The 24,560-nt window shown below is 70.7% G+C and carries 26 protein-coding genes and 1 pseudogene; 4 read left to right on the forward strand and 23 right to left on the reverse strand.

Going from position 1 to position 24,560, the window contains the following annotated elements; genetic code table 11:
- Nucleotides 1-26: 26 nt before the first annotated feature.
- From ABH928_RS00255 to ABH928_RS00315, 13 genes are all read right to left on the reverse strand, one after another.
- Complete coding sequence (locus ABH928_RS00255) at nt 27-791, reverse strand: hypothetical protein (protein WP_370060735.1); 765 nt, start codon at nt 789-791, stop codon at nt 27-29.
- Complete coding sequence (locus tag ABH928_RS00260) at nt 791-1,927, reverse strand: WXG100 family type VII secretion target (RefSeq protein ID WP_370060736.1); 1,137 nt, start codon at nt 1,925-1,927, stop codon at nt 791-793. Before ABH928_RS00260 ends, ABH928_RS00255 begins: the two co-directional genes overlap by 1 nt.
- 2 nt (nt 1,928-1,929) lie before the next feature.
- On the reverse strand, nt 1,930-2,244 hold the full coding sequence (locus ABH928_RS00265; RefSeq protein WP_370060737.1) for a hypothetical protein: 315 nt from the start codon (nt 2,242-2,244) through the stop codon (nt 1,930-1,932).
- A gap of 62 nt (nt 2,245-2,306) precedes the next feature.
- Nucleotides 2,307-3,173: a bifunctional DNA-formamidopyrimidine glycosylase/DNA-(apurinic or apyrimidinic site) lyase gene (gene mutM, locus ABH928_RS00270; protein WP_370060738.1), complete on the reverse strand. Its 867-nt coding sequence runs from the start codon at nt 3,171-3,173 to the stop codon at nt 2,307-2,309.
- A 41-nt stretch (nt 3,174-3,214) separates the two neighbouring features.
- Nucleotides 3,215-3,955, reverse strand: coding sequence for a ribonuclease III (gene rnc, locus ABH928_RS00275; protein WP_370060739.1), 741 nt, complete (start codon nt 3,953-3,955; stop codon nt 3,215-3,217).
- 18 nt (nt 3,956-3,973) lie between these two features.
- A complete protein-coding gene (rpmF, locus tag ABH928_RS00280) occupies nt 3,974-4,147 on the reverse strand; it encodes a 50S ribosomal protein L32 (protein ID WP_196192528.1) in 174 nt (57 codons plus the stop codon).
- A gap of 2 nt (nt 4,148-4,149) precedes the next feature.
- Entirely contained in the window at nt 4,150-4,746 is a 597-nt protein-coding gene (locus ABH928_RS00285; protein WP_370060740.1) for a DUF177 domain-containing protein, read from the reverse strand.
- Between the two features lie 215 nt (nt 4,747-4,961).
- A complete protein-coding gene (locus ABH928_RS00290) occupies nt 4,962-6,098 on the reverse strand; it encodes a cell division initiation protein (RefSeq protein ID WP_370060741.1) in 1,137 nt (378 codons plus the stop codon).
- 63 nt (nt 6,099-6,161) lie between these two features.
- Nucleotides 6,162-6,671: a pantetheine-phosphate adenylyltransferase gene (gene coaD, locus ABH928_RS00295; protein ID WP_370060742.1), complete on the reverse strand. Its 510-nt coding sequence runs from the start codon at nt 6,669-6,671 to the stop codon at nt 6,162-6,164.
- A 17-nt stretch (nt 6,672-6,688) separates the two neighbouring features.
- The gene (gene rsmD / locus ABH928_RS00300) at nt 6,689-7,267 is read right to left on the reverse strand and encodes a 16S rRNA (guanine(966)-N(2))-methyltransferase RsmD (RefSeq protein ID WP_370060743.1); all 579 of its coding nucleotides are present in this window, start codon (nt 7,265-7,267) and stop codon (nt 6,689-6,691) included.
- A 344-nt stretch (nt 7,268-7,611) separates the two neighbouring features.
- Nucleotides 7,612-8,124, reverse strand: coding sequence for a hypothetical protein (locus ABH928_RS00305; RefSeq protein ID WP_370060744.1), 513 nt, complete (start codon nt 8,122-8,124; stop codon nt 7,612-7,614).
- Nucleotides 8,125-8,253: 129 nt separating this feature from the next.
- Nucleotides 8,254-10,494: an ATP-dependent DNA helicase RecG gene (gene recG, locus ABH928_RS00310; RefSeq protein WP_370060745.1), complete on the reverse strand. Its 2,241-nt coding sequence runs from the start codon at nt 10,492-10,494 to the stop codon at nt 8,254-8,256.
- Between the two features lie 82 nt (nt 10,495-10,576).
- On the reverse strand, nt 10,577-12,349 hold the full coding sequence (locus ABH928_RS00315; RefSeq protein ID WP_370060746.1) for a DAK2 domain-containing protein: 1,773 nt from the start codon (nt 12,347-12,349) through the stop codon (nt 10,577-10,579).
- A 257-nt stretch (nt 12,350-12,606) separates the two neighbouring features.
- On the opposite strand from ABH928_RS00315, the gene rpmB reads away from it, so the two are divergent.
- Entirely contained in the window at nt 12,607-12,792 is a 186-nt protein-coding gene (rpmB, locus tag ABH928_RS00320) for a 50S ribosomal protein L28 (protein ID WP_014138233.1), read from the forward strand.
- Between the two features lie 115 nt (nt 12,793-12,907).
- Here rpmB and thiD read toward each other — a convergent pair whose 3' ends face one another.
- The 3 genes from thiD to ABH928_RS00335 form a co-directional block, all read right to left on the reverse strand.
- Entirely contained in the window at nt 12,908-13,717 is an 810-nt protein-coding gene (gene thiD / locus ABH928_RS00325; RefSeq protein WP_370060747.1) for a bifunctional hydroxymethylpyrimidine kinase/phosphomethylpyrimidine kinase, read from the reverse strand.
- Between the two features lie 25 nt (nt 13,718-13,742).
- Nucleotides 13,743-14,768, reverse strand: a complete 1,026-nt coding sequence (locus ABH928_RS00330) for an ATP-dependent 6-phosphofructokinase (RefSeq protein WP_370060748.1) — start codon at nt 14,766-14,768, stop codon at nt 13,743-13,745.
- 110 nt (nt 14,769-14,878) lie between these two features.
- The gene (locus ABH928_RS00335) at nt 14,879-15,847 is read right to left on the reverse strand and encodes a thiamine-phosphate kinase (protein WP_370060749.1); all 969 of its coding nucleotides are present in this window, start codon (nt 15,845-15,847) and stop codon (nt 14,879-14,881) included.
- Between the two features lie 225 nt (nt 15,848-16,072).
- Between ABH928_RS00335 and ABH928_RS00340 the strand changes: the two genes are divergently transcribed.
- Both ABH928_RS00340 and ABH928_RS00345 read left to right on the forward strand, forming a co-directional pair.
- The gene (locus tag ABH928_RS00340) at nt 16,073-16,306 is read left to right on the forward strand and encodes an Lrp/AsnC family transcriptional regulator (RefSeq protein WP_370060750.1); all 234 of its coding nucleotides are present in this window, start codon (nt 16,073-16,075) and stop codon (nt 16,304-16,306) included.
- Between the two features lie 19 nt (nt 16,307-16,325).
- On the forward strand, nt 16,326-16,862 hold the full coding sequence (locus ABH928_RS00345) for a DUF3515 family protein (RefSeq protein ID WP_370060751.1): 537 nt from the start codon (nt 16,326-16,328) through the stop codon (nt 16,860-16,862).
- A gap of 57 nt (nt 16,863-16,919) precedes the next feature.
- On the opposite strand, the gene ABH928_RS00350 is transcribed toward ABH928_RS00345, so the two are convergent.
- The 3 genes from ABH928_RS00350 to ABH928_RS00360 form a co-directional block, all read right to left on the reverse strand.
- Nucleotides 16,920-18,080 carry a D-alanine--D-alanine ligase family protein gene (locus tag ABH928_RS00350; RefSeq protein WP_370060752.1) on the reverse strand — a complete coding sequence of 387 codons (1,161 nt, stop codon included), beginning with the start codon at nt 18,078-18,080 and terminating at the stop codon, nt 16,920-16,922.
- 120 nt (nt 18,081-18,200) lie between these two features.
- Complete coding sequence (locus ABH928_RS00355; protein WP_370060753.1) at nt 18,201-19,205, reverse strand: NAD(P)H-dependent glycerol-3-phosphate dehydrogenase; 1,005 nt, start codon at nt 19,203-19,205, stop codon at nt 18,201-18,203.
- Nucleotides 19,202-20,047 (reverse strand): lysophospholipid acyltransferase family protein, encoded by an 846-nt coding sequence (locus ABH928_RS00360; protein WP_370060754.1) that lies wholly within the window; start codon nt 20,045-20,047, stop codon nt 19,202-19,204. The genes ABH928_RS00355 and ABH928_RS00360 overlap by 4 nt, the downstream gene beginning before the upstream one ends.
- Nucleotides 20,048-20,209: 162 nt before the next feature.
- On the opposite strand from ABH928_RS00360, the pseudogene cofC reads away from it, so the two are divergent.
- A pseudogene (cofC, locus tag ABH928_RS00365) lies at nt 20,210-20,836 on the forward strand (2-phospho-L-lactate guanylyltransferase); the annotation flags it as partial.
- A 367-nt stretch (nt 20,837-21,203) separates the two neighbouring features.
- Here the strand turns inward: cofC and ABH928_RS00370 are convergent.
- The 4 genes from ABH928_RS00370 to leuC form a co-directional block, all read right to left on the reverse strand.
- Nucleotides 21,204-21,896 (reverse strand): HU family DNA-binding protein, encoded by a 693-nt coding sequence (locus ABH928_RS00370; RefSeq protein WP_370060755.1) that lies wholly within the window; start codon nt 21,894-21,896, stop codon nt 21,204-21,206.
- 125 nt (nt 21,897-22,021) lie between these two features.
- Nucleotides 22,022-22,300: a hypothetical protein gene (locus tag ABH928_RS00375; protein ID WP_370060756.1), complete on the reverse strand. Its 279-nt coding sequence runs from the start codon at nt 22,298-22,300 to the stop codon at nt 22,022-22,024.
- 136 nt (nt 22,301-22,436) lie between these two features.
- Nucleotides 22,437-23,033 carry a 3-isopropylmalate dehydratase small subunit gene (gene leuD, locus ABH928_RS00380; protein ID WP_370060757.1) on the reverse strand — a complete coding sequence of 199 codons (597 nt, stop codon included), beginning with the start codon at nt 23,031-23,033 and terminating at the stop codon, nt 22,437-22,439.
- 6 nt (nt 23,034-23,039) lie between these two features.
- On the reverse strand, nt 23,040-24,464 hold the full coding sequence (leuC, locus tag ABH928_RS00385) for a 3-isopropylmalate dehydratase large subunit (RefSeq protein WP_370060758.1): 1,425 nt from the start codon (nt 24,462-24,464) through the stop codon (nt 23,040-23,042).
- Between the last annotated feature and the right edge of the window lie 96 nt (nt 24,465-24,560).

The raw sequence follows: 24,560 nt of genomic DNA on the forward strand, positions 1-24,560 counted from the left end.
CGGACAGTCTCTCATCGCGCCGGTGCTCAGGCCTGGTGCGGTCTGCGGTGGTCGCGCGGGGCAGCCCTGTCCATCGGGAAGGCTTCGCCGGCCGCCACGGCCCCGGCCCTGGCGCGGTCCAGGACGGGCGCGGGCAGGCGCTGGACGAGCGCCACGGCGTGGTCCACCAACTGCAGCATCCGCGCGGGCGCGAGCGAACGGCGGGCCGTGAACACCACGGCGTCGCCCGCCATCTCCCACCGGTAGCGCTCGGCGCGCGCGGCGTCCAGCACGTCCATGGTGAAGAGCGCGGCGGCGGCCTCCGGATCGTCGACCTCGGCGCGGAGCTTGTCCCAGGCGAGCTGCTCCGGGTGAACGGCCTTGGCGTCATAGGCCAACGAGACCCGAGGCAGGGGGAACGGGAAGACGACGATCGCGGTCGTCGTGTGGACGCTCGTGTTGCTGTTCTTCCCGGTGGGCTTCGAACTGTCGATGCGGAACACGTCGGCGCTGACTGCTCCGGGCACCTGACCCGACATCAGCCACCGCCACCGGGCCCGGCCGACGTGCCCTTCCGTCAACCGCGGCCAGCCCGAACGCATCGCGGAGGCGTCACGCTTCCACGTCCAGCCCGGGCGCTCTGCCAACGCGGCACGCACCCGGAGCATGACGACCAGTGCCTCGCCGCCGCTCCACACGAGGGCGACGCCGATCACCACGACGACGAGGAGCACGACGTCCAGCGCCGAGACGGAGCGGTGCGCCGTCCCCGACAGCACCGTGGCGGTTTCCAGCATCACGGGTCGACTCATCAGCCGACTTCCTGCATGGCGCCGTCGGCGTTCTTCCCCTGCTGCGGGAGGGTGGGGTTCTGGTTCACGGCGTTCTCCAACCCCCCACCCGCCCAGGACGTCTCGGCGTTGGCACCCAGGTCGAAGCCGATCGGCGTATAGGGATCGCCGGGCGCGGCGTGCCGGCCTTCGCTCGGCAGCGGGTCGACCTTGTGGTTGGCGGTCGCGTCCGAAGCCGCAGCGCCGCTGGCGAGGTTGGTGACCGCGTCGGCGGCGATGTCCCGCCCGCCCTTGCCCTGCAGGCCGTCGGCGATGGCGCCGCCGCCCGCATTGGTGAGGCCGCCCATGGCGACGTTCGAGAAGGCGGAGTCACCGTTCAGGAAGGTGCCGATCTTGCTCGCGGCCCCGTCCTCGTCGGCCCCCTTCATGATCTTGGTGCCCAGGGCCGCGGCGCCGCCGGACAGTCCGGCCGCGCCGGCACCGCTCAGGGCAGCACCTTCCAGGTCCGAACCGCTCAGCCCCAGGCTCTTGCCGGACATCGCGTTGCCGAGCTCGGTGCTGCCCAGGTTGGAGACCGTGTTCTTCAGGGCGTCCATCGCGATGCGCGGCAGCATGCCGAGCTTGCGGATGTCCTCGATGAGCTCGGTGATGACCTTCTCCGCCTTCTCGGCCATCTTGATGAACTTGTCGATGAGTTGGACGATCTTCAGCGCCCGCTCGCCGGAGGCCGCGGCGGAGACCGCGTCCGAGATGCCCGCCGTGAAGACGGTGAGCAGCGCCCCCGCCAGTTCGAACTCGGCGATCTGGAGCGCGATGTCGACGATCGCCTCGATGATCGACTCGGCCTGGTCGGCGTAGGCGTCCAGCTCCTTCGCGACCTGCTGGAAGCTGCCGACGCTCTTGACCATGGCGTCGTGTTGCAGCTTCCAGTGCTGCTGGAACGCGTCCGCCGCCACGCCCGACCAGTGCGGGCCGACCACGGAGCCGACCTGGAGGTCGAGGTGCTGGGCGGTCTGGTCCAGCTCGGTCGCCATGGCGTTCCAGTTGACCGCCAGGCGGCGCAGCGCGGCGGGATCGCCGCCGGGCCAGGGGAGGTCGAGCAGCGAGAGGACCTGGGCGACCTTGCCCGCGATCGCACCGTTGATGTCGAGACCCATGGTCAGTTCCCCCCGAGGAGCTGCTTGTTGTAGTGCTCGACCTGGCCGTACGTGTCCGCCGTGTTCGCCAGTCCGGCCGCGTCGGCGGCCAGTGCCTGGATCATCTGGTTCAGGCCGTTGACGGTGTGCTCCACCAGGCCCTGGTACTGCGAGAACGCGCCGGTGCACGCGCCCAGCAGACCGAAGGCCTCGGCGTCCACGATCGCGTTGCCCTGGAACGTCGGCGTCATCGAAGCGAAGTTGTCGGACGCCGCCTGGAACTCCTTGGCGAGATCCGTCAGATACTCGTTGCCGACGAAGAACTGGTCCCCGTTCAAGCCACTCTCCCCGTTGTCTTACGCGTGATCTTCAGCGCACACCCTGCCACAGGTGCGCCGGATCACCTTTGTCGGGGCAAGCGCTGACATTTGGGGCAGAAGTAGCTGGAACGGTTCATCCACGACGCGCGGCGCATCGCCGTGCCGCAGCGGTTGCAGGCCTCGCCCTCGCGACCGTAGGCGTCGAGGGAGCGGGAGAAGTAGCCGGACTCGCCGTTGACGTTGACGTAGAGGGAGTCGAAGCTGGTGCCGCCCTGGGCCAGGGCCTCGGTCATCACCGCGCGGGCCGAGGCCAGCAGCAGCTCGGCCGCCGGGCGGGTCAGGGTGTCGGCCGGGCGGTCGTAGTGCAGCTTGCTGCGCCACAGCGCCTCGTCGGCGTAGATGTTGCCGACGCCGCTGATCAGCGACTGGTCGAGCAGGGCGCGCTTGACGCCGCTGTTGCGGCGGCGGAGCGAGGCGATGAAGGCCGCGTCGTCGAAGCGCGGGTCGAGGGGATCGCGCGCGATGTGCGCCAGGGACATCGGGGCCGCGTCCGGGTCGCTCGGGTCGGCGTCCTCGACGGCCAAGCCGCCGAAGGTGCGCTGGTCGACGAAGCGCAGCTCGGTGCCGGCCGCGTCGTCGAAGCGGACGCGGACCCGCAGGTGCTTCTCGTCAGCCGAACCCTCCGGCTGCACCAGCAGCTGGCCGCTCATGCCGAGATGGCCGAGCAACGACGCGCCCGAGCCCGGCAGCGGCACCCACAGGTACTTGCCGCGGCGCAGCGCCGGGCCGAGGGCGCGACCGCGCAACTGCGCGGCGAAGTCGTCCGGGCCCGCCGCATGGCGACGGACCGCGCGCGGGTGCAGCACCTCGACGGACGCGACGGTACGGCCGCTGACCCAGCGGTCCAGACCGCGGCGGACGACCTCTACTTCGGGAAGCTCAGGCACTCCAAAAGCCTAGTGCGTCCGAGCCCGACCGGCAGACAGCCTCAGGAAGAGGCCGTCTGCGACGAGCCGCCGTCGCCGTACTTCTCGCGGATCTCGTTCCAGGCGCTCTCGGCGGCCTTCTGCTCGGCCTCCTTCTTGGAGCGACCGGAACCGGAGCCGTAGTCCTCGCCGGCCACGCGGGCAGCGGCGATGAAGGTCTTCTCGTGGTCCGGACCGGACTCGGTGACCACGTACTCGGGCACACCGATACCGACGGCGGCGGTGAGCTCCTGCAGGCTGGTCTTCCAGTCCAGGCCCGCGCCGAGGTTCGAGGACTTCTCGATCAGCGGGTCGAAGAGTCGGTGCACCAGCTCCGAGGCGGAGTCCAGGCCCTGGTCCAGGTAGACAGCGCCGATCACGGCTTCGAGGGTGTCCGCCAGAATGGACGATTTGTCCCGCCCGCCGGTGCCCTCCTCGCCACGACCGAGGCTGATGAAGGTGCCGAGCTCAAGGCCCCGCGCCACCTGCGCCAGCGCACGCGAATTGACCACCGCGGCGCGCAGCTTCGCGAGCTGGCCCTCCGGGAGATCCGGATGAACGCGGTAAAGAGTGTCCGTCACCACCAGACCCAGCACCGAGTCGCCCAGGAACTCCAGGCGCTCGTTGGTGGGCAGCCCGCCGTTCTCGTACGCATACGAGCGGTGGGTCAGTGCACGCGTCAGAAGGGACGGCTCAAGCGTGTAGCCGAGCCGCCCCTCCAGGACGCTGTACCCGGTGTCGGCGTGCGACGCAGACGCTGACATCGTGTATCTCTCCAGCCGTCAGACCGACAGGACCTGACGGCGGTTGTAGGTGCCGCAGCTCGGGCACGCGATGTGCCCCAGCTTCGGCTGCTGGCAGCGGTCGCACGCCACGAGCGCAGCAGCAGTGGCCTTCCACTGCGAACGGCGGTGGCGCGTGTTGCTGCGCGACATCTTCCGCTTGGGAACAGCCACAGCTACTTCTCCTGGTTCTCGGCGGCACCCTCCCGGGTGACGCTGTCCTCTGCACTACCGGTCGCGCTGGATGCGGCCGAGAGTCCCTGCAATGCCGCCCACCGGGGGTCGACGGCGTCATGGTGGTGGTCCGGGTCGTCCGTGAGCCGTGCTCCGCACTCGGAGCAGAGGCCCAGGCAGTCGTCCTGGCACACCGGCTGCAACGGCAGTGCAAGCACCACCGCGTCACGCAGCACCGGCTCGAGGTCGAACAAGTCGCCCTCGAGACGGGAATCCTGGTCGTCCTCCTCCTCGTCGGAGTCGGACACTCCCCCGAAGCGGTCAGCCGCCTCGGGGTAGTAGTACAGCTCCTGGAAGTCCGCGTCGAGCTCGCGCTCGATCGGCTCCAGGCAGCGTACGCACTCGCCCTTGAGTTCGGCCTCGGCGGTGCCCGTAGCGAGCACTCCCTCGATGACCGACTCCAGTCGGAGCTCCAGCTCGATGGGGGCGCCCTCGCGGACGCCGATCACCTCGTTTCCGAGGTTGGCCGGGGCCGGGACCGAGCGGGAGACCTTCCGCATCGCCCCAGGCCGACGGCCCAGCTCGTGTGTGTCGAACACGAGCGGGTTGCGGTGGTCGAGGCGGTTCAGCGTCTTTCCTTCTCTGGTCGTGAGCCCTGGCCTGTCGGTGCCCGTATACGGGGCCCACCTGGACGCGTCCGCCACTTCGAGGCAGCAGACATCGTCCAGCACAACAAGCCGGAGAGGTCAGGATACCCGACGCCGGAACCCCGACCCAACTCGCCCGGTCCGACGAGGCTCCGCCGGGCGCGCGGTCAGTGACCCTGACCGTACTCGCGGAGCTTGGTCACGTCGATGAATCCGGTGTCGAAGAAGGACGTGACCTCCTGCGGCTGCTGCTCGTAGTGCTGCTGCTGCGGGATCTGCACGTGCTGCGGGTGCACCGGCTGAATCGCGTGCACGGCCTGAACCGGCTGCCCGTAGGCGTCGTACGCGGGCTGCGGCTGGCCGTGCGGGTCGAGGTACCCACCGGTGTACGGGTCGTACGCCGGCTGCTGCTGCGCGGCAACCTGCGGGTCGACGTAGCCGCCCGTGTAGGGGTCGTAGACCGGCTGCTGCGGCTGGCCGTAGGGGTCCTGCGGCGGCCAGTACTCGACCTGCGGCTGCTGCACCTGCTGCGGATCGTGCAGCTCAGGCATCTCGTGCATCGACTGGTCGGACCCGGACAGCAGGCCCTGGCGGCCCAGCTCGGCGGCGACGGCGGCCTGGCGGGCGTCGCCCTGCTCGATGCCCTGCGCCTGGTCGGCGGCGGCCAGGTACGCGCCGAGCTCGTCGATCGGGCGCTTGCCGAGCAGCTTGTCCCGGCCGCGGCCGACGGCCTCCAGCGTCTTGCTGAGCGCGGTCTCCAGCGCGGCGAGTTTCACATCGACGTACTCGTCGACCTCGGGGCTCGGCGAGCGGAACTCGTCCTGGGTGAACTCCTCGCCGTCCTCGCCCTCGACCGGACCGCCGGCCACGCGCAGCTTGGCGCGGCCACGGCCGATCGCTCCCAGTGTCTTGGTGAGCACGACCTCGAAGTTGGCGAGCTTGCTGTCGACGTAGTCGTCGGCCTCACGGCGCTGCTCGTCCGACTCGGCGCGGGCCTCGGCGAGGACGCGGTCCGCCTCGGACTGGGCGCGCATCATCAGCTCGGTGCCGTTGATCAGCTGCTGGCGCTCCTCGTGCGCGGCGGCGACCACTCGCTCCGCCTCGCGCCGGGCGTCCTCGACGACCTGGTCGCCGCGCTCGACCGTCTGCTGCGCCTGGGCGAGCTCGTTGGGAAGCGACTCACGCAGTTCGGCGAGCATGACGGTCAGGTCGGCCTTGTTGACGACGATCGACGCCGACATCGGCATCGACCTCGCGCCTTCTACCAGCTGGGTGATCTCGTCGAGCTTCTGCTGCACGTCCACCGGGGGTCACGCTTTCCACGAGGAGGCGTCGGAGCGACGCAGGAACTGAGTAACGAACTGTACTCAGTCGGAGGACGCTTTGGGTTCGGCGCGCATATCCGCGACGCGCTCACTCAGCCGACGGAATACCAACTCCGGGACGAGATGGGACACATCACCCCCGAGCGTGGCCACCTCCTTGACCAGCGAGGACGACATGAAGCTGTAGGCCGGGTCGGTCGGCACGAAGAGCGTCTCGACGCCGGAGAGGCCGTGGTTCATCTGGGCCATCTGCAGCTCGTAGTCGAAGTCGCTGACGGCACGGAGACCCTTGACGATCGCCGGGATCTCGCGCTCCCTGCAGTAGTCCACGAGCAGGCCCTGGTGCGACTCCACCTTGACGTTGCCGTACTGCGCGGTGATCTCCTCGATCATCGCGATCCGCTCGTCGACGGTGAACATGCCGCGCTTGGACTTGTTTATCAACACGGCGACGTGGACCACGTCGTACAGGCGCGAGGCCCGCTCGATTATGTCGAGGTGCCCGTTGTGGATGGGGTCGAACGACCCCGGACAGACCGCTCGGCGAAACATCGTCATCTCCTCGCTCACTACCCGGCTCCGTTGACGGCGGCGCGACCGTACCAGAGGGTCGCCTCGCCGTAACGGCGCTCCCGGAGCGCCTCGAAGCCCTCCGGCCACGAGAACTCGCCACCCCGGGTACTGCGCTCCACGGTGACGATCACGTCGCCGTCGATCCAGCCCCCCGAGGCGAGTGTGATCAGGATCTCCCGCAGGTCGTCGTCCGTGACGACGTACGGCGGGTCCAGGAAGACCAGGTCGTACGGCACGCTCGGCGGCGCCCCCGCGATGACGCGCTCGGCACGCCCCGAACGGACCTCGGCGCCGGGGAGGGAGAGCGTGCGGACGTTGGCCAGGATCGTCTTCACGGCGGAGGGATCCTCGTCCACGAGCAACGCGTGGGCCGCGCCCCGGGAGAGGGCCTCCAGCCCCACCGCACCGGATCCGGCGAACAGGTCGATCACCCGCGCGCCGGCGAGGCTGCCCCGGAACGCCTCCCAGCTGGAGAAGAGGGCCTCCCGCGCGCGGTCGGAGGTGGGACGGGTGCTGGTGCCTGGCGGCACGGCCAGCCGCCGACCTCGTGCGGCTCCGGCGATCACGCGGGTCATGCGGGGTCCTTGCTGGTGAGCGGGGTGGGGCGGGGCACCTTCCACGCTAGTGCACTTCGTGCAGGCTCGGGCAGTTGCACCATCCCGGGGCGCGGGGCTCCGCCCTGCCAGCAGAGACGGCGAGTGACTGTGCGCTGCCGCACGCGGTTGCACCTCCAGGGGCGCGGGGAACTGCGTGACAAGCCACCCAGCGAGCTAGAACCCCGAACGAGCAGGGCCATCCTCCCCCAGCCTTCGGCCGGGGGTACCCCCACATCAGTGGTACCCGCGCAGTTCCCCGCGCCCCTGAGCACTTGCCTGGTTCCTCGCGTGCAGAATCCCCGCGCCCCTTGAGGCATGTGCAACTAGCTCTCGTCGTTCACGGATCCCAACAGCGCCGGGGAGGCGTAGCGGGACCAGGAGAGGCAGCCGTCGGGCGGGCAGTACTCGGGGCGGCGGGGGTCGTGGCCCAGCTCGCGGAGCTTCGTGCGGACGGAGTCCGGCGTACGGCCGAAGCGTGCCGCGACCCGGGCTATCGTCTCGCCGTCGTGGAAGCGACGGACCAGTTCCTCCTCGTGCTGCGGGACCCACGGCGCGCCGTGGCCCGGGTAGAGCTCGCGGAGCACGTCGCGGTCGGGGATGGGCTCGGAGACGTCGGCGACGATGGACAGGGCACGGAGCGCGCGGTTGAGCGCGATGCGAAGGGAGGCGGTGTCCTCCACCGGGAGCCGGAGCTTGCCGGAGGCGATCGGCTCGGCGGCGTGGCCCTCCCGCCAGCCGGTGAGGGTGAGAGTGACCTCGCGGTCATCCTCACTGGTGAGTTCGATGCGGAAGACCTTGTCACCGAGCGGAAGCTCGTTGAGGTGACGGAAAGCCATGGACGTACCCCCTGAGAGTGTTGGTGAATTGGCCGCTGACCTGCACGGACAGCCGCGTTCTCAACACCCCTATCCTCTCGCGGGGCACTGACAATTCCGGGCCCGGAGCGGGCCTTCGGAGAAACTTCCTCAGCCCTTTTCGAGGTACTCCGCGCGCTCGGCGCCCAGCAGCGAGTCCAGCGCGCTGCGCAGCGCCGGATGGTCCGTCAGTTCCGGGTCGGCGTCGATCAGCCGGACGGCCTCGGCGCGGGCCGCGACGATGATCTCCTCGTCCTCCAGGACGGCCAGCACCCGCAGCGAGGACTTGACGCCGGACTGGGCCTGGCCCAGCACGTCGCCCTCGCGACGCTGCTCCAGGTCGATCCGGGAGAGCTCGAAGCCGTCCTGCGTGCCCGCGACCGAGTCCAGCCGCTGGCGTGCTGCCGAGGCCGCGGGCATGTCGGTGACCAGCAGGCAGAGGCCGGGGGCCGAGCCACGGCCCACCCGGCCGCGCAGCTGGTGGAGTTGGGAGACGCCGAAGCGGTCGGCGTCCATGATCACCATCACTGTGGAGTTGGGCACGTTCACGCCGACCTCGATGACCGTGGTGGCGACCAGGACGTCCACCGCGCCCGTCGCGAAGCGCCGCATCACGTCGTCCTTGGCGTCGGGCGCCATCCGCCCGTGCAGCACCTCGACGCGCAGGCCGGCGAGCGGGCCGCCGCGCAGCTCCTCGGCCACGTCGAGCACGGCCAACGGCGGACGCCGGTCGTCGCCCTCCGCCCCGCCACTTCCCGAACCGCCGCTCCCCGAACCACCGCCCTTGGCGGACTTCTTCAGCGCCTTCTCGTCCTCCTCGTCGCCGATCCGCGGGCAGACGACGTAGGCCTGGTGGCCCTTGCCGACCTCCTCACGGACCCGCTCCCAGGCGCGCGCCAGGAAGTTGGGCTTCTCGACGGCCGGGACGACATGGGAGGAGATCGGCGAGCGACCGGCCGGGAGCTGGTCCAGCACGGAGGTCTCCAGGTCGCCGAAGACCGTCATGGCGACCGTGCGCGGGATCGGCGTGGCCGTCATCACCAGCAGGTGCGGCGGACGTTCGGCCTTGGCCCGGAGCGCGTCGCGCTGCTCGACGCCGAAGCGGTGCTGCTCGTCGACCACGACCAGGCCGAGATCGAGGAACTGGACCTTGTCCTCGATCAGCGCGTGCGTGCCGATGACGATCCCGGCCTCGCCGCTGACCAGGTCCAGCAGCGCCTGACGCCGCGCGGGGACGCCCATCGAGCCGGTCAGCAGGGCGACCTTGGTGCCGTGCTCGGCGCCGCCCAGCATCCCTCCCTCGGCGAGCTCGCCCATCATCTCCACCACGGAGCGGTGGTGTTGCTGCGCCAGCACCTCGGTGGGCGCCAGCATGGCGGCCTGACCGCCGGTGTCGACGACGCCGAGCATGGCGCGGAGCGCGACCAGGGTCTTGCCGGAGCCGACCTCGCCCTGGAGCAGGCGGTGCATCGGGTGCTCGACGGACAGGTCCGCGAAGATCTCGGCGGAGACTTGCTGCTGACCCTCCGTCAGCGTGAAGGGCAGCTTTGCGTCGAACGCGTCCAACAGGCCGCCCTTGCGCGGCGCGCGCGGAACGGCGGGGCGTGCCGTGTCCTCGGCGCGCCGCTTGGCCAGCGCGACCTGGAGCACGAACGCCTCGTCCCACTTGAGTCGCGCCTGCGCGGCGAGGCGTTCGGCGTGGTTGCGCGGACGGTGGATCTGCTCCAGCGCGTCGCGCAGCGGGATCAACCCGCGTTCGGCGAGCAGCTCGGCAGGGACCGGGTCGGGGACCTGGTCCCAGTCCATCTGGTCGAGGATCGTCTCGACCGCGAGCGCCAGCCGCCAGGACGGGACCTTGGCCGACGCCGGGTAGACCGGGATCAGCCGCCCGGCGAAGCGCCCGATCGCATCGGAATCCCCTTCGGTGTCGCCTTCGGCCCCGCCGAAGAGCTCGTAGTCCGGATTGGTCAGCTGCCGGGTGCGGTTGAAGACGCCGACCTTGCCCGCGAACATCCCGTTGCGGCCGGGGCGCAGGTCCTTCTCGCGCCAGCGCTGGTTGAAGAAGGTCAGCGAGAGCCGCCCGCGCCCGTCGGTGACCACGACCTCCAGCCGGTCGCCCTTGCGTCCGCGGAAGGGGATCACCGTGCACTTCTCGATCCGGGCGATCACCGTGACGTGCTCGTCGACCTCGAGCGAGTCGAGGCTGGTCAGTTCGCCGCGCTCGCTGTAGCGGCGCGGGAAGTGGTGGAGCAGGTCTCCGACCGTGTGCAGGTCGAGACCCTCGGCGAGGTGCTTCGCGGCGGCGCCGAGGTGCTTCTTGAGCGGTTCGTCGAGCGGGGACTGAGCAGGCACAAGGTCTACCTTGCACCATCCGACCGACAGGCCCCCTTAACACGTGCCGTGCCCGGCGGAGTCCGGCGGAGTGCCCGGCGCGCTACTCGACGCCGATGACCAGTGGCGAGGAGCCCTGGCCACCCCGGTAGACGACGGTGTCGACGACCGGGTTCGACCGCCGCACGTGGGCCACCAACTCGTCGGCCAGCGCCGCGTCGGTGCCGTCGCCAAGGATCAGGGTGACCATCTCGCCGCCCGCCGCGAGCATCCGGTCCAGGACGACGGCTGCCGTGGCCGCCGTCGTGCCCGCGCTGCCGATCACGGCGACGTCGCCATCGATCAGGCCGAGCACGTCCCCGGCCTGGCAGACGCCCGCCATGGTCCACGACTCGCCCTCCGCCAGGGCCAGTTCCGCGTAGCGGGTGGCTCCGGCGGCGGAGGTCATCGCGACCACGTCCTCGTCGAACCGGCGGCCCGGCTCGTGGACGGCGAGCGCGGCCAGCCCCTGCACCGGAGAGCGGGTCGGGATGACGGCCACCCGGACCCCCTCGTCACGCAGCTGGTCCGCGGCGGCGCCGGCGGCGGCGCGCAACTCCGCGTCGTTGAGCAGCAGCACCACCTCGCGGGCGCGGGTCAGCCGGATCGCACCGGCCAACTCCGCGCTGCTGGGCGCGCGGTCGGGGTCCGCGTGCAGGACGGTCGCCCCGCACCCACGGCAGAGCTCGGCCAGGCCCTCGCCCTGGACCACGCTGACGACCGCGCGCTGGTCGCCGAGCTCCCCCGCCTGCGCACCGGTCGCGCCGACCGCACCCAGTGCGGACGCGGACGCGGCGGCGGAGGCGAAGTGGGTGATCCTGAGCCGGTGCGGACGCCCGGCCTCGATCCCGGCCTCCACGGCGGCGCCCGGGTCGTCCACATGGACGTGCACGTTCCAGAGCCCGTCACCGCCGACCACGACCAGGGATTCGCCGAGCGCGTCCAGCCGGGCGCGCAGTGCGGGGAGCTTCCCGTCGACGGCGTCCAGGAGGTAGATGACCTCGTAGGCCGGCCCGCCCACGACCCCGACGGGTGGCGTCGCCTGCAGGTGCTGGTCGGCGGCCAGAGCGGCATGGGCGGCATGGGCCGCGTGGGCGGCGACCGGATCGACGGCCGGACGCATACCGAGGGCCAGCGGGCCCATCGGTGACTGGCCGCTGACCGCATCCGCCAGCGCGCCCAGCACCGCGACCAGTCCACGGCCGCCTGCGTCCACGACACCGGCCCGGCCGAGGACGTCCAACTGGCTCGGTGTCAGCGCGAGCGCGGCGCGAGCTGCCTCGTACGCGCCCTCCGCCACGGTGTCGAGCCCGCAGTCCGCCGGGAGGTGCACGACCCCGTCCGCAGCAGCGGCGGCCACGGTCAGCATCGTCCCCTCGACGGGCCTGGCCACCGCCTCGTACCCCGCTTCGGCCGCGCGTCGCAGGGCGGTCCGCAGGGCGTCGGCGTCGGCGGGCCCGTCCGCGACGGAGGCCGCGATGCCGCGCAGCAGCTGCGACAGGATCACGCCGGAGTTGCCCCGCGCGCCGAGCAGCGCGCCGTGGGCGAGGGCGCGGAGCGCGCTCCCGGTGCTCGGCCGGGCCGCGTCGTCCCGGTCCTCCGCGTCGTCCGCTTGCGTCGCTGCGGCGGGCCGGGCCGGTCGGGCCGGTCGGTCCGCGAAGAGGGCCTCGACCTGTTGGGTGGCGGACTCGACGGTCAGATAGAGGTTGGTCCCGGTGTCCCCGTCCGGCACGGGGTAGACGTTGATGGCGTCGATCTCCTCGCGCGCCTGCCCCAGGGCGGCCAGGGAGAGCCGGCACCAGTTGCGGACGGCCTGGGCGTCGAGGGCGTGCGGCACCGGAAAGTCTCCTCGCAGGCAGGGGCGTCACTCGCAGGCTACCGCCCGGTTGCCTGCGCAGTCGTGGTCGGCGATGCGAGGTCAGCAGCGGGGTCATGGTAGTTTCGTTGTACGGAGTCAGCCGATGTATGCTGCTCCGGTTGCCTGGACTTCCGTCCGGGCCACCCCCAGGAAAGCAGTGCGAGCTGCTAGCCAGCGGCGCTCGCGCCGACGGGGTTGGAATCGTTAGTGCATCTGAAGTCTTTGGAGTGACTCCCGTGGCTGCCAACTGCGACGTCTGCGGCAAGGGGCCGGGCTTCGGCAACAGTATCTCCCACTCGCACCGCCGGACCCCCCGTCGTTGGAACCCCAACATCCAGACGGTCCGCGCTGTGATCGGGCGTACGCCGAAGCGGCTCAACGTCTGCACCTCGTGCATCAAGGCCGGCAAGGTTTCCCGCTGACGCGGCCACGCCTCCGGCTTCGCAAGGGCCGGTCCACCGAAAGGTGGACCGGCCCTTGCTCTTGTGTTCCGACTTTCGGCTGACGGCTGACGGCTGACGGGCCGGACCGGACTCCTCAGGCGTTGCGCCAGCGCCAGGCGTGGTCGACCGGACCGATGCCCGAGCCGAGCGGGAAACCCGCGGCGATCGCGCCGGTGATGTACGCCTTCGACGCGGCCACCGCGTCCGGGACGTCCAATCCCAGCGCCAGGTGTGAGGCGATGGCACTGGCGAGCGTGCAGCCGGTGCCGTGGGTGTGCCGGTTGTCGTAACGCGGCGCCCGGAACAGCCGCTCGGCGCCGTCCGGTCCGCGCAGCAGGTCGACCGCGTCGCCCTCCAGGTGGCCGCCCTTGATCAGCACCCACTCGGGCCCGAGATCCTGCACGGCCTTCGCCGCGTCGTGGAGTCCGGCCTCTCCGGTCACCTCGACGCCCGTGAGTTGCGCCACTTCGTGCAGGTTGGGGGTGGCGAGGGTGGCCTGCGGCAACAGGCGGTCCCGGAGGACCGAGACGGCGGACTGCGCGAGCAACGTGTCCCCGTGCTTGGAGACCCCGACCGGATCCACGACGACGGGCGCGGGCCGCTCGCCGAGCAGCGTGGCGACGGCATCGACGAGTTCGGCGCTGGCGAGCATGCCCGTCTTCACGGCCTGGACCCCGATGTCGTCCACGACGCTCCGGTACTGCGCGATGACGGCCTCGACCGGGAGCTCCCAGTACCCCTGCACGCCCACGGAGTTCTGCGCCGTGACGGCCGCGATGACGCTCATGCCGTGCGTCCCGAGGGCGAGCATCGTCTTGAGGTCTGCCTGGATCCCGGCGCCGCCGCCGGAGTCGGATCCGGCGATGGTGAGCACGCGGGGCGGGGCGGAGTGGGGGGAAGCCATGGCCTCACTCTAGTGACCCGCTTGTCTAGAGAACCGCCTCTGCCTCCGTCCAGCGGGACTCCGGGACGGTCTTCAGCCGGGCGACGGCCTCAGCGATCGGCACGAGGTGGATCTCCGTCCCCCGCAGAGCGGTCATGTGACCGAAGGCGCCGTCGTGGACCGCCTCCACCGCGTGCCAGCCGAAGCGGGTGGCCAGGACGCGGTCCTGGGCGGTGGGCGTGCCGCCGCGCTGGACGTGGCCGAGGATGACCGGCTTGGACTCCTTGTTGATCCACTGGGCGATCTCGCCGGCCAGCCGCGCGCCGATGCCGCCGAACGTCTGGTGGCCGAAGGCGTCCGTACCGCCGTGCTGGAACCGCATCGTGCCGGGTGCGGGCTGGGCGCCCTCCGCGACCACGACGATGGCGAACTTCTTGCCGCGCGAGAACCGCTCCTCGACCATGCAGCAGACCGCCTCCACGTCGAACGGCCGCTCCGGGATCAGGATGCCGTGCGCGCCGCCCGCCATGCCCGCGTGGAGGGTGATCCACCCGGTGTGGCGACCCATCAGCTCCAGCACCATCACACGTTGGTGGGATTCCGCGGTGGTCTTCAGACGGTCGATCGCCTCCGTGGCGACCCAGACGGCGGTGTCGTGGCCGAAGGTCACGTCCGTCGCGTCGATGTCGTTGTCGATGGTCTTCGGCACCGCGACGACCGGGAGTCCGGCCTCGCTGAACAGGCGGGCCGCGGTGAGCGTGCCCTCGCCGCCGATGGTGATCAGCGCGTCGATGCCCAGGGCGGAGGCCAACTCCGCCGCGCGGCCGACCGCGTCGCGCATCCGGTCACGGGCGACACGGGCCGAGCCGAGGATGGTGCCGCCCCGTGTCAGGATGCCCGTGACGGCGTCCAGCCCGAGGGGCCTGCCGCGGCCCTCGATCAGGCCCAGGAAGCCGTCCTCGATGCCGATGACGGTGTCTCCGTGTTCGGTGACCGCCCGGTGGACCACCGAGCGGATCACCGCGTTCAGGCCGGGACAGTCGCCCCCGCTCGTCAGCACGCCGATTCGCATAAGGGAAGACTATGCACAAAGGGGCGCCCCGCCCCGACGTCCGCGGGCCGTCAGGCCTGTCGAGATCAGGTCCGTCGAGGTCGGGCCCGCCGCTGTCAGGCCCCTGGCTGTCAGGCCTGCACGCTGCCGAAGTGGTCCCAGCCGCCCGTACGGTCCCACGGTGCGCCGTCGACGGTGACGGTGCCCTTGCGGGACAGGCCCGCCGGGCGGACCACCTCGCCGACCACGCGCCAGCGCGAGGGCAGTGGCGTGTCCGCCGGGAAGGTCGCCACCAACGCGTGGTCCTCCCCCCCGGACAACACCCAGGTCAGCGGGTCGACGCCCACGGCCTGGCCGATGTCGGCCATCTGCGCGGGGATGTCGAAGTCCGCGGCGCGCAGGTCGATGACCACGTTGCTGGCCTCGGCGACATGGCCCAGGTCGGCCACCAGACCGTCGCTGATGTCGATCATCGACGTCGCGCCGAGCTCCGCCGCCGCCGGACCCGCGTGGTACGGCGGCTCCGGACGCCGGTGCGCCTCGACGAAGGCGCGCGGCGAACGGAAGCCGCGCGAGAGGACGGTGAAGCCCGCCGCCGACCAGCCGAGCCAGCCGGTCACGGCGACCTTGTCGCCGGGCTTCGCTCCCGTTCGGGTGATCGCCTTGCGTCCCTGCAGGTCGCCCAGGGCGGTGATGGAGATGGTGATCAGGTCGCCGCGCACCACGTCGCCGCCGACCACGGCCGCGCCCGCGACCTGGCACTCGTCCCGCAGGCCGTCCATCAGCTCCAGGGCCCAGGTCACCGGCAGTTCGGTCGGGACCACCAGGCCCAGCAGCAGCGCGGTCGGCACCGCGCCCATCGCGGCCACGTCGGCGAGGTTCTGCGCGGCGCTCTTGCGGCCGATGTCGTAGGCGGTGGACCAGTCGCGGCGGAAGTGGCGGCCCTCCAGCAGGACGTCGGTGGTGGCCACCACGCGGCCGTCCGGCGCCGCGACAACAGCGGCGTCGTCGCCGGGTCCGAGTTCCACGGCCGACGTCATCGGCAGCCGGGAGGTGAGCTCCCGGATCAGTCCGAACTCACCGAGCTCGCCGACCTGCATGGGTGTCCTTCCGGATCTCGTCAACATCTCGTCGTTCTGGTCACTCTGGTCACTGGTGCGGACGCTCACGCACGCTCCCGCGCGCAGCGTACGCCCTACGGGGGCGTCTTCGGTCTCGCTGTGCGGCACGCAGAGCGATAGCGTTGCGGTTCCCCGTTTCCTTCGGCTCAGCCGGGGAACCACAACTTCCGCAAGATCTCCGTTTCGAGCCGCCGGGAGTCCCACGTGGTACAGGCGTACATCCTCATCCAGACAGAAGTCGGCAAGGCGTCCAATGTGGCCGAGGTCATCTCCGCGATCGAAGGAGTGGTCCAAGCCGAGGACGTGACCGGTCCCTATGACGTGATCGTCCGGGCCGAGGCCGACACGGTCGACGACCTGGGACGCCTGGTCGTCGCGTCGATCCAGAAGATCGAAGGCATCACCAGGACCCTTACCTGCCCGGTGGTCCATCTGTAGCGCCCGTTAGCATCGCGGGGTGACAAGGTTTGCCAGGTTTGCCGCGTCCTCCGCGTTGCCAGCAACAGCCGCCCTCCTGCTGACCGCCTGTGGCGGTGGCGGGAGCGGCAGCGTGCCCGTCTCCGCCCCGCGGACCACGGGCGCCGTCACGCAGCAGTGCACCACGCTCTCCACGGAGCTGCCGAGCACGCTGATGGGCCTGTCCAAGCGCGACACCTCGCCGACCAGCGCCAACACCGCCGCCTGGGGCGACCCCGCGGTGACGCTGCGCTGCGGTGCGGGCCTGCCGGGCATCCTCGACCCGCACTCCCACGACTACGACCCCGAGAGCGAGAACGTCAGCGGGGCGGAGATCGGCGGGGTCTGCTGGGCCTCGGTCTACAACCAGAACGACCGCAGCTTCACGTTCTCCTCCGTCGACCTGCAGGCGATCGTCGAGGTGAACATCCCGTCCGCGTACACGGGCAAGCAGTCCCCGATGACCCAGCTCGCCCCGGCCGTGGCCAAGGTGAGCCCGGTCCTGCCGGACAACAAGTTCAACTGCTCCGACGCGTGACGTCGACGGCCCGCTTGCGTCACCGCGAGCGGGCCGTCGTCGCCTTTGACGGACGCCTCAGCGCAGGCCGGTGGAGCGGCGGAGCGCGGCCTGGAGCAGGTGGTCCACCAGCCGCGGGTAGTCGAGGCCGGTGGCCTCCCACATCTTCGGGAACGCCGAGATCGGCGTGAAGCCCGGCATGGTGTTGACCTCGTTGACCACGAACTCGCCGTCCTCCTTGAGGAAGACGTCGACGCGGGCCAGGCCCTCGCAGGAGAGCGCCTCGAAGACCTCCACGGCGAGCTGGCGCAGCCTCGCGGTCTCGTCGGCGGTCAGCTCGGCCGGGATCTTCACGTCGCTGGAGTCGATGTACTTGGCGTCGAAGTCGTAGAAGTCGAAGCCCTCGCCGACGATCACCTCGGCCGGCAGACTGGCGCGCGGGCCGTCCTCGAACTCCAGGACGCCGCACTCCAGTTCACGGCCGCGGACGCCCTCCTCGACGATCACCTTCGGGTCGTGCTCCCGGGCGAACTCGACGGCACGGACCAGGTCCGCCGGGTCGTCGACCTTGGTGATCCCGATGCTGGAACCGGCGCGGGTCGGCTTCACGAAGACCGGGTACCGCATCTCGTTGATCCGGGCGATCGCGGCCTCACGGCCGGCCTCGCTCTCCCACTCGCGCGGACGGATCACCGTGTACGGGCCGACGGGCAGGCCGAAGGCCTGGAGCACCCGCTTGGTGTACTCCTTGTCCATCCCCACGGCGCTGGAGAGCACGCCCGAGCCGACGTACGGCACACCGGACAGCTCCAGCAGCCCCTGCAGGGTGCCGTCCTCGCCCCACGGACCGTGCAGCAGCGGCAGCACGACGTCGACCTCGCCGAGCGCCTTCGGCACCGCGCCGGGCTCGGTGTAGAGGACCTCACGCGCGAGCGGGCTCGCGGGCAGGTTCACCTGCCCGTCCGCGGACTCGGCCAGCTGGTCCACGTCGGGCAGCTTGCCGTCGGTGATGGCCATGCGCTCGGGCTCGTCGGTGGTCAGCGCGAAGCGACCGTCCGGGGTGATGCCGATCGGCAGCACTTCGTACGCGTTGCGGTCGAGCGCGCGGAGGACGCTTCCCGCGGTGACGACGGACACGCCGTGCTCGGAGCTCCGGCCGCCGAAGACCACGGCGACGCGTGGCTTGCGGTGGCCTTCCGAGGCGGGGCGGGGGCTGGGAGTGGAAGGCTGAGTGCTCATATCCCGTAGGACATTACCCGCCCTGTCCAGCGAAGGCCCGCCCGGCGTGCTGTTGCACTGTCAGGGAGCGTGAGGACTTCTGCGGGATGCCGCGCGACCGGCTGCCACGTCCAAAGAGCGCTACCGGCGTTCGGGCTTGGCCGACCTGCCCATGAGTTCCTTGAGCGCCGTCTGGGGCGCCTTCCCGCCGTGGACGATGTCGACCACCGTCGCCGTGATCGGCATGTCGACGCCGTGGCGTTGGGCCAGGTCGAGGACCGAGACGCAGGACTTGACGCCCTCCGCCGTCTGCCGGGTGGCGGCGATCGCCTCGTCCAGGCTCATGCCGCGGCCGAGGTTGGTGCCGAAGGTGTGGTTGCGCGAGAGCGGGGAGGAGCAGGTCGCCACCAGGTCGCCCATGCCCGCGAGGCCTGCGAAGGTGTGGGCGTCGGCGCCCATCGCCAGGCCGAGGCGGGTGGTCTCGGCGAGCCCGCGGGTGATCAGGGAGGCCTTGGTGTTGTCGCCGAGACCCATGCCGTCCGCGATGCCGACGGCCAGGCCGATGACGTTCTTGACCGCGCCGCCGAGCTCCGCGCCCACCACGTCGGTGATGGTGTACGGGCGGAAGTAGCCCGTCATGCAAGCCGTCTGGAGCCGACGACCGACCTCCGTGTCCGTGCAGGCGACCACGCTCGCCGCAGGCTGCCTGCGGACGATCTCGGGCGCCAGGTTCGGACCGGAGACGACCGCGATCCGCCCGTCCGGCACGCCGGCGACCTCGCCGATGACCTCGCTCATCAGCTTGGCCGTGCCGACCTCGACGCCCTTCATCAGGCTGACCAGCACGGTGTCCTTGGCCAGCAGCGGCGCCCACTCGGTGAGGTTCGCACGCAGCGTCTGGGAGGGGACGGTGAGGACGGTGAACTCCGCCTCGGCCGCGGCCTTCGCAGGGTCGGTGGTGGCGGTGATGCCCGGCGGGAGCTCGATGTCGGGGTGGTACCACGGGTTCATCCGGGTGCCGTTGATGGCGTCGACGACTTCCTGTCGCCGTCCCCACAGACTCACCTCGCAGCCGGCGTCCGCCAGGATCATCGCAAAGGCCGTGCCCCAGGAGCCGGTGCCGAAGACGGCGCAACGGGTGGTCACTCGGCGGACTCCTTCTCGATCTCCCGGGCGTTCTCCCGCTCGTGCTCCGGGGCGCTCTCCCGCTCGTGCTCCCGGGCGTTCTCCCGCTCGGCGCCGGCACGGGCCTTGGCCATGTCGAAGCGCTCGGCCGGGGCCTTCTCGCCGCGCAACTGCTCCAGCAGCGCGGTGATGTCGTTCATGATGGCGTCCGTCGCCTCGCGCAGAACCGTTCCGGTGAGCTCCTGCCCGCGCCAGCGGTCGAGGTCGACCGGCGGGCCCGCCAGGACCTTGACGGTGTGTCGGGGGAAGGGCTTGAAACGCCGGTTGCCCCTACCGCCCTTCGCATAGCGCGGCATGATCTCGTGCGCGCCCCACTGGGCCACCGGGATGACCTGCGCGCCGGTCTCCAACGCGATGCGGGCAGCGCCCGTCTTGCCGGTCATCGGCCAGAGAGCGGGGTCGCGGGTCAGCGTTCCCTCGATGTAGAACGCGACGCATTCGCCCTGGTTGACGGCTGCGATCGCGGCCCGGAATGCGTGCGCCGCGTCCGCGGATCCCCGGTAGACCGGGATCATTCCGGCACCGTGCAGAATCTGCTTCACTCCGGGCACCTTGAAGAGCCCGGCCTTCGCCAGAAATCGTGCGGGTCGTCCGGAGTCGTACTGATAGTGGCCGTAGACCAGCGGGTCCAAATACGAGTTGTGGTTGATCGCGGTGAGGAATCCGCCCTCCGCCGGAAAGTTCTCGTATCCGCGCCAGTCCCGCTTGGTCAGCACGAACAGCGGCGGCTTGGCGATGGCCGCCGCCAGGCGGTACCAGAAGCCGTATCTGCGACGCGCCGCCCTGGTGCTGGAGCCGGGCACGAGCACTCCTCCTCGTTTGCTTCCTCGCCGGTGTCGCCGGGGAACTCAGATGTTCAACCGCACAAGTGTCGCCCCTGCCTCGACCGACTGTCGAGGCACCCCCGGCCGTTCCGGTCGGCCGCCGCGCGGGCACAGGTCCCGTGCGGGGCAGAATGACCCCCGATGACCACCCCGCAGTACACCCTCGTGATACCGCTCAAGCCGCCGGCCGCGGCCAAGTCACGCCTGGCCCCTGCGGTCGGCGCGCTGCGACCGGAGCTGGCACTGGCCTTCGCGCTCGACACGGTGAACGCGGCGTTGCGGAGCGCCTGCGTCGCAGGCGTGGTGGCCGTCTGCGACGACCCGGCAGCAGGTGCGGAGCTGGCCCTGGCGGGCGCGGTCGTGGTCCCTGACGCCCCGGCGGCCGGGCTCAACACGGCGCTCAACCACGGCGCGGAGTACGCGCGGAGCGCGCTGGGGGCGGGCGCGGTGGCGGCGATGTCGGCGGACCTCCCGGCGTTGCTTCCGGCGGAACTGACGCGCGTCCTGACGGCCGCCCACACGTTTCCCCGGGCGTTCCTGGCGGACACCCAGGGTGTCGGCACGGTACTGCTGGCCGCAGGCGCGGGCGTCAGGCTGGCGCCGGCGTTCGGCGGCGAGTCGCGTGCCCGGCACGCGGCGTCCGGGGCGGTCGAGCTGCGGCCGGTCGACGTGGCGACCGTTCGCCGGGACGTGGACACCGGCGCGGACCTCGGCGTGGCCCTGGCGCTGGGCGTGGGCCCACGCACGCTGGCTACGCTTGGACGCATGCAGGCAACCGCGTACACGTACTCCCCCGACAGCCGCAGCGGCCAGGTGCTCCTCGACGACGGCACGGCGCTGAAGTTCGACGCGGCAGCGTTCGACGCGGGCGGCTTGAGGCTGCTGCGCCCGGGGCAGCGCGTCCGTATCGAAACCGAGGGCGAGGGCGGCGAACGCCGCATCACGCTCATTACGTTGCAGACGTTCTGAGCAGCACCTGCGGTCCCGCCGGTAGCTGCACTGTCCAGGGGCGCGGGGAACTGCGCGAACAACCGCTGACGAGCGGACGGGCCCTGCGCCACGGCTAGTGCAACTTCCCCGTCTGCAAACGCACAGGCTCCCCGCACGGGAGTGCAGGGAGCCTGAACAGGAGGGGCTACTTCTTGGCCGCGGCCTTGCGGGCCGGGGCCTTCTTGGCGGCGGTCTTCTTCGCCGCTGCGGTGGTCTTCTTGGCCGCGACCGCCTTCTTCGCCGTCGTCGCCTTCTTGGCGGCGGGGCGAGTGGCGGACGCGGTGACCGTCTTCTTCGCGGGGGCCTTGACCGCAGCCGCGGTCGTGGCCTTCTTGGCAGTGGTCTTCTTCGCGGCCGTGGTCTTCTTGGCAGCGGCCTGGCTGACCGAAGCCTTCTTGGCGGCGGCCTTCTTGACCGTTGCGGTGGTCTTCTTCGCCGTGACCTTCTTCGCGGCAGCCTTCTTCGCCGCCGGCGAACCGGCCGGCGCGGCCATGCCGCTCTTGCCCGGGGTCAGCGAGCCCTTGGGGGCCTTCTTGACCGCCACGCCCGACTTCGGCAGCTTCTTCGAGCCGCTGACCAGGTCCTTGAAGCCCTGGCCGGGACGGAACCGCGGAACCGCGGTCTTCTTGACCTTGACCCGGTCGCCGGTCTGCGGGTTGCGGGCGAACCGCGCTGCGCGGTCCACCTTCTCGAAAGTGCCGAAACCCGTCACGGACACGCGGTCTCCCGCGGTCACCGCACGCACGATGGTGTCGAGCACAGCATCCACTGCCTCTGCGGCGGCGCGACGGCCACCAAGCTGCTCGGCCACCGCTTCAACAAGCTGCGCCTTGTTCACGTCTTCCCCTTCGGAAACGGTTGCCCGGAAGATTCTTTCTGGGCAATTCGCACGTTAGGCATGTATATACGCCATTTCAATAACCAAACGGGCGCATCACCCTTGTGTCGCAATGGATTCGGGTTTCAGCCCGCCGTCGGACCGGGTCGCCGACCGGCGTCCAGGTCCGCTACGAAACGCGCCAACCTCCGTGCTGCTTCCGGGAGATCGCGCTTCGCCGCCTCCGTCACAATGAGCAACGAACGGGTCAACGCGGCCCTCTCCGCGTCCGACACGTCCAGAGCACGCACACGGGCGTGTGCATCCTTGAGTCGGAGCGCCACCAGCCGGTAGAGCTCGGCGTCCGCAGCCTCCTCGAACCACTCCGCGTCGTCGTCGCCCGACGGCTGGTCGCTCCGACTCATGCGGAGATTGTGCCATCCGAGGCCAGTTGTTCTCCGCCGTAGTTCACAACGACCTTACACACAGTCACGAGCAGAGCAGCAATCAGCCCCCCGGTGAAGACCGGGGGGCTGACGGAAAATCGCTCCTGCGAAGGCCTCAGGCCGCAGGCTGCGTCACGGGCTTGAAGCTCGGACGGGTCACCTCGTAGGCCGTGATGTCGGCCTCCTGCTGCAGCGTGATGCTGATGTCGTCCAGGCCGTTCAGGAGACGCCAACGCACGTTCTCGTCCAGCTCGAAGGGGGCGTTGACGCCCTCCGCGCGGACCTCGCGGGCCTCCAGGTCGACGGTCACCTCCGCCTGCGGGTCGGCCTCGACGAGCGCCCACAGCTGCTCGACGGTCTCCTGCGGCAGGATCACCGTCAGCAGGCCGTTCTTGAGCGAGTTGCCGCGGAAGATGTCGGCGAAGCGGGAGGAGATGACGGCCTTGAAGCCGTAGTTCTGCAGCGCCCAGACCGCGTGCTCGCGGGAGGAGCCGGTGCCGAACTCGGGACCGGCGATCAGGACCGTCGAGCCCTGGTACTCCTGCTGGTTGAGGACGAACGCGTCGTCCTTGCGCCAGGCCTCGAACAGACCGTCCTCGAAGCCGTTCCGGGTGACCTTCTTGAGCCAGTGGGCCGGGATGATCTGGTCGGTGTCGACGTTGCTGCGGCGCAGCGGAACGGCCCGGCCGGTGTGCGAAGTGAACTTCTCCATGACGGTTCAGGCCTCCACGAGCGTCGGAGCGTCGGACAGGTCGGAGGGCGAGGCCAGGTGCCCCAGCACCGCGGTGGCGGCGGCCACCTGCGGGGAGACCAGGTGCGTGCGACCGCCCTTGCCCTGGCGGCCCTCGAAGTTGCGGTTGGAGGTGGACGCGCAGCGCTCACCCGGGGCCAGCTGGTCCGGGTTCATGCCCAGGCACATCGAACAACCCGCGTGACGCCACTCGGCACCGGCCGCGGTGAAGACCTTGTCCAGGCCCTCCTCGACGGCCTGCAGCGCGACCCGGACGGAGCCGGGGACGACCAGCATCCGCACCCCGTCGGCGACCCTGCGGCCCGCAACGACGGCAGCGGCGTTACGGAGATCCTCGATCCGGCCGTTGGTGCAGGAGCCGACGAAGACCGCGTCGACCTTCACCTCGCGCAGCGGGGTTCCGGCCGTAAGGCCCATGTAGCGCAGCGCGTTCTCGGCCGCGGTGCGCTCCTGCGGGTCCTCGAACGAGGCCGGGTCCGGCACGTCGGCGCCCAGCGGGGCGCCCTGGCCCGGGTTGGTGCCCCAGGTGACGAACGGCGTCAGCTCGTTCGCGTCGATGAAGACCTCGGCGTCGAAGACCGCGTCCTCGTCGGTGCCCAGGGTCTTCCAGTACGCCACCGCGGCGTCCCAGTCCTCGGCCTTGGGGGCGTGCGGACGGCCTTCGAGATACGCGAAGGTGGTCTCGTCCGGGGCGATCATCCCGGCGCGGGCGCCGGCCTCGATCGACATGTTGCAGATGGTCATCCGCGCTTCCATCGACAGCGCGCGGATCGCCGAACCGCGGTACTCCAGGACGTAGCCCTGGCCACCGCCGGTGCCGATCCTGGCGATCACGGCCAGGATCAGGTCCTTGGCCGTGACGCCCTCGGGCAGTTCGCCCTCGACGGTGATGGCCATCGTCTTGAACGGCGCCATCGGCAGCGTCTGGGTGGCCAGCACGTGTTCGACCTGGCTGGTGCCGATGCCGAACGCCAGTGCGCCGAACGCGCCGTGCGTCGAGGTGTGCGAGTCACCGCAGACCACGGTGGTGCCGGGCTGGGTCAGTCCCAGCTGCGGTCCCACCACGTGGACGACGCCCTGCTCGACGTCGCCCAGCGAGTGCAGGCGTACGCCGAACTCCGCGCAGTTGCTGCGCAGCGTCTCCAGCTGCACCTTGGAAACCGGGTCCGCGATGGGCTTGTCGATGTCCAGGGTCGGCGTGTTGTGGTCCTCGGTCGCGATCGTGAGATCGGTACGACGCACCTTCCGCCCGGCGAGACGCAGCCCGTCGAAGGCCTGCGGGCTGGTCACCTCGTGGAGGAGGTGCAGATCGATGAAGAGGAGGTCGGGCTCGCCCTCGGCGCGCCGAACGACGTGGTCGTCCCAGACCTTCTCCGCGAGTGTGCGTCCCATCGCCATCCCTCCGACCGGCGACGTCGCCGGTACAGCCGTCGATTGCTCTCTGTTTTCCAGAGTGGCGCAGATCCCAGAAGATTGAACTTGCGTCTC

Origin of the sequence: Streptacidiphilus sp. MAP5-3 (assembly GCF_041262505.1) — a bacterium.
GTDB lineage: Bacteria > Actinomycetota > Actinomycetes > Streptomycetales > Streptomycetaceae > Streptacidiphilus.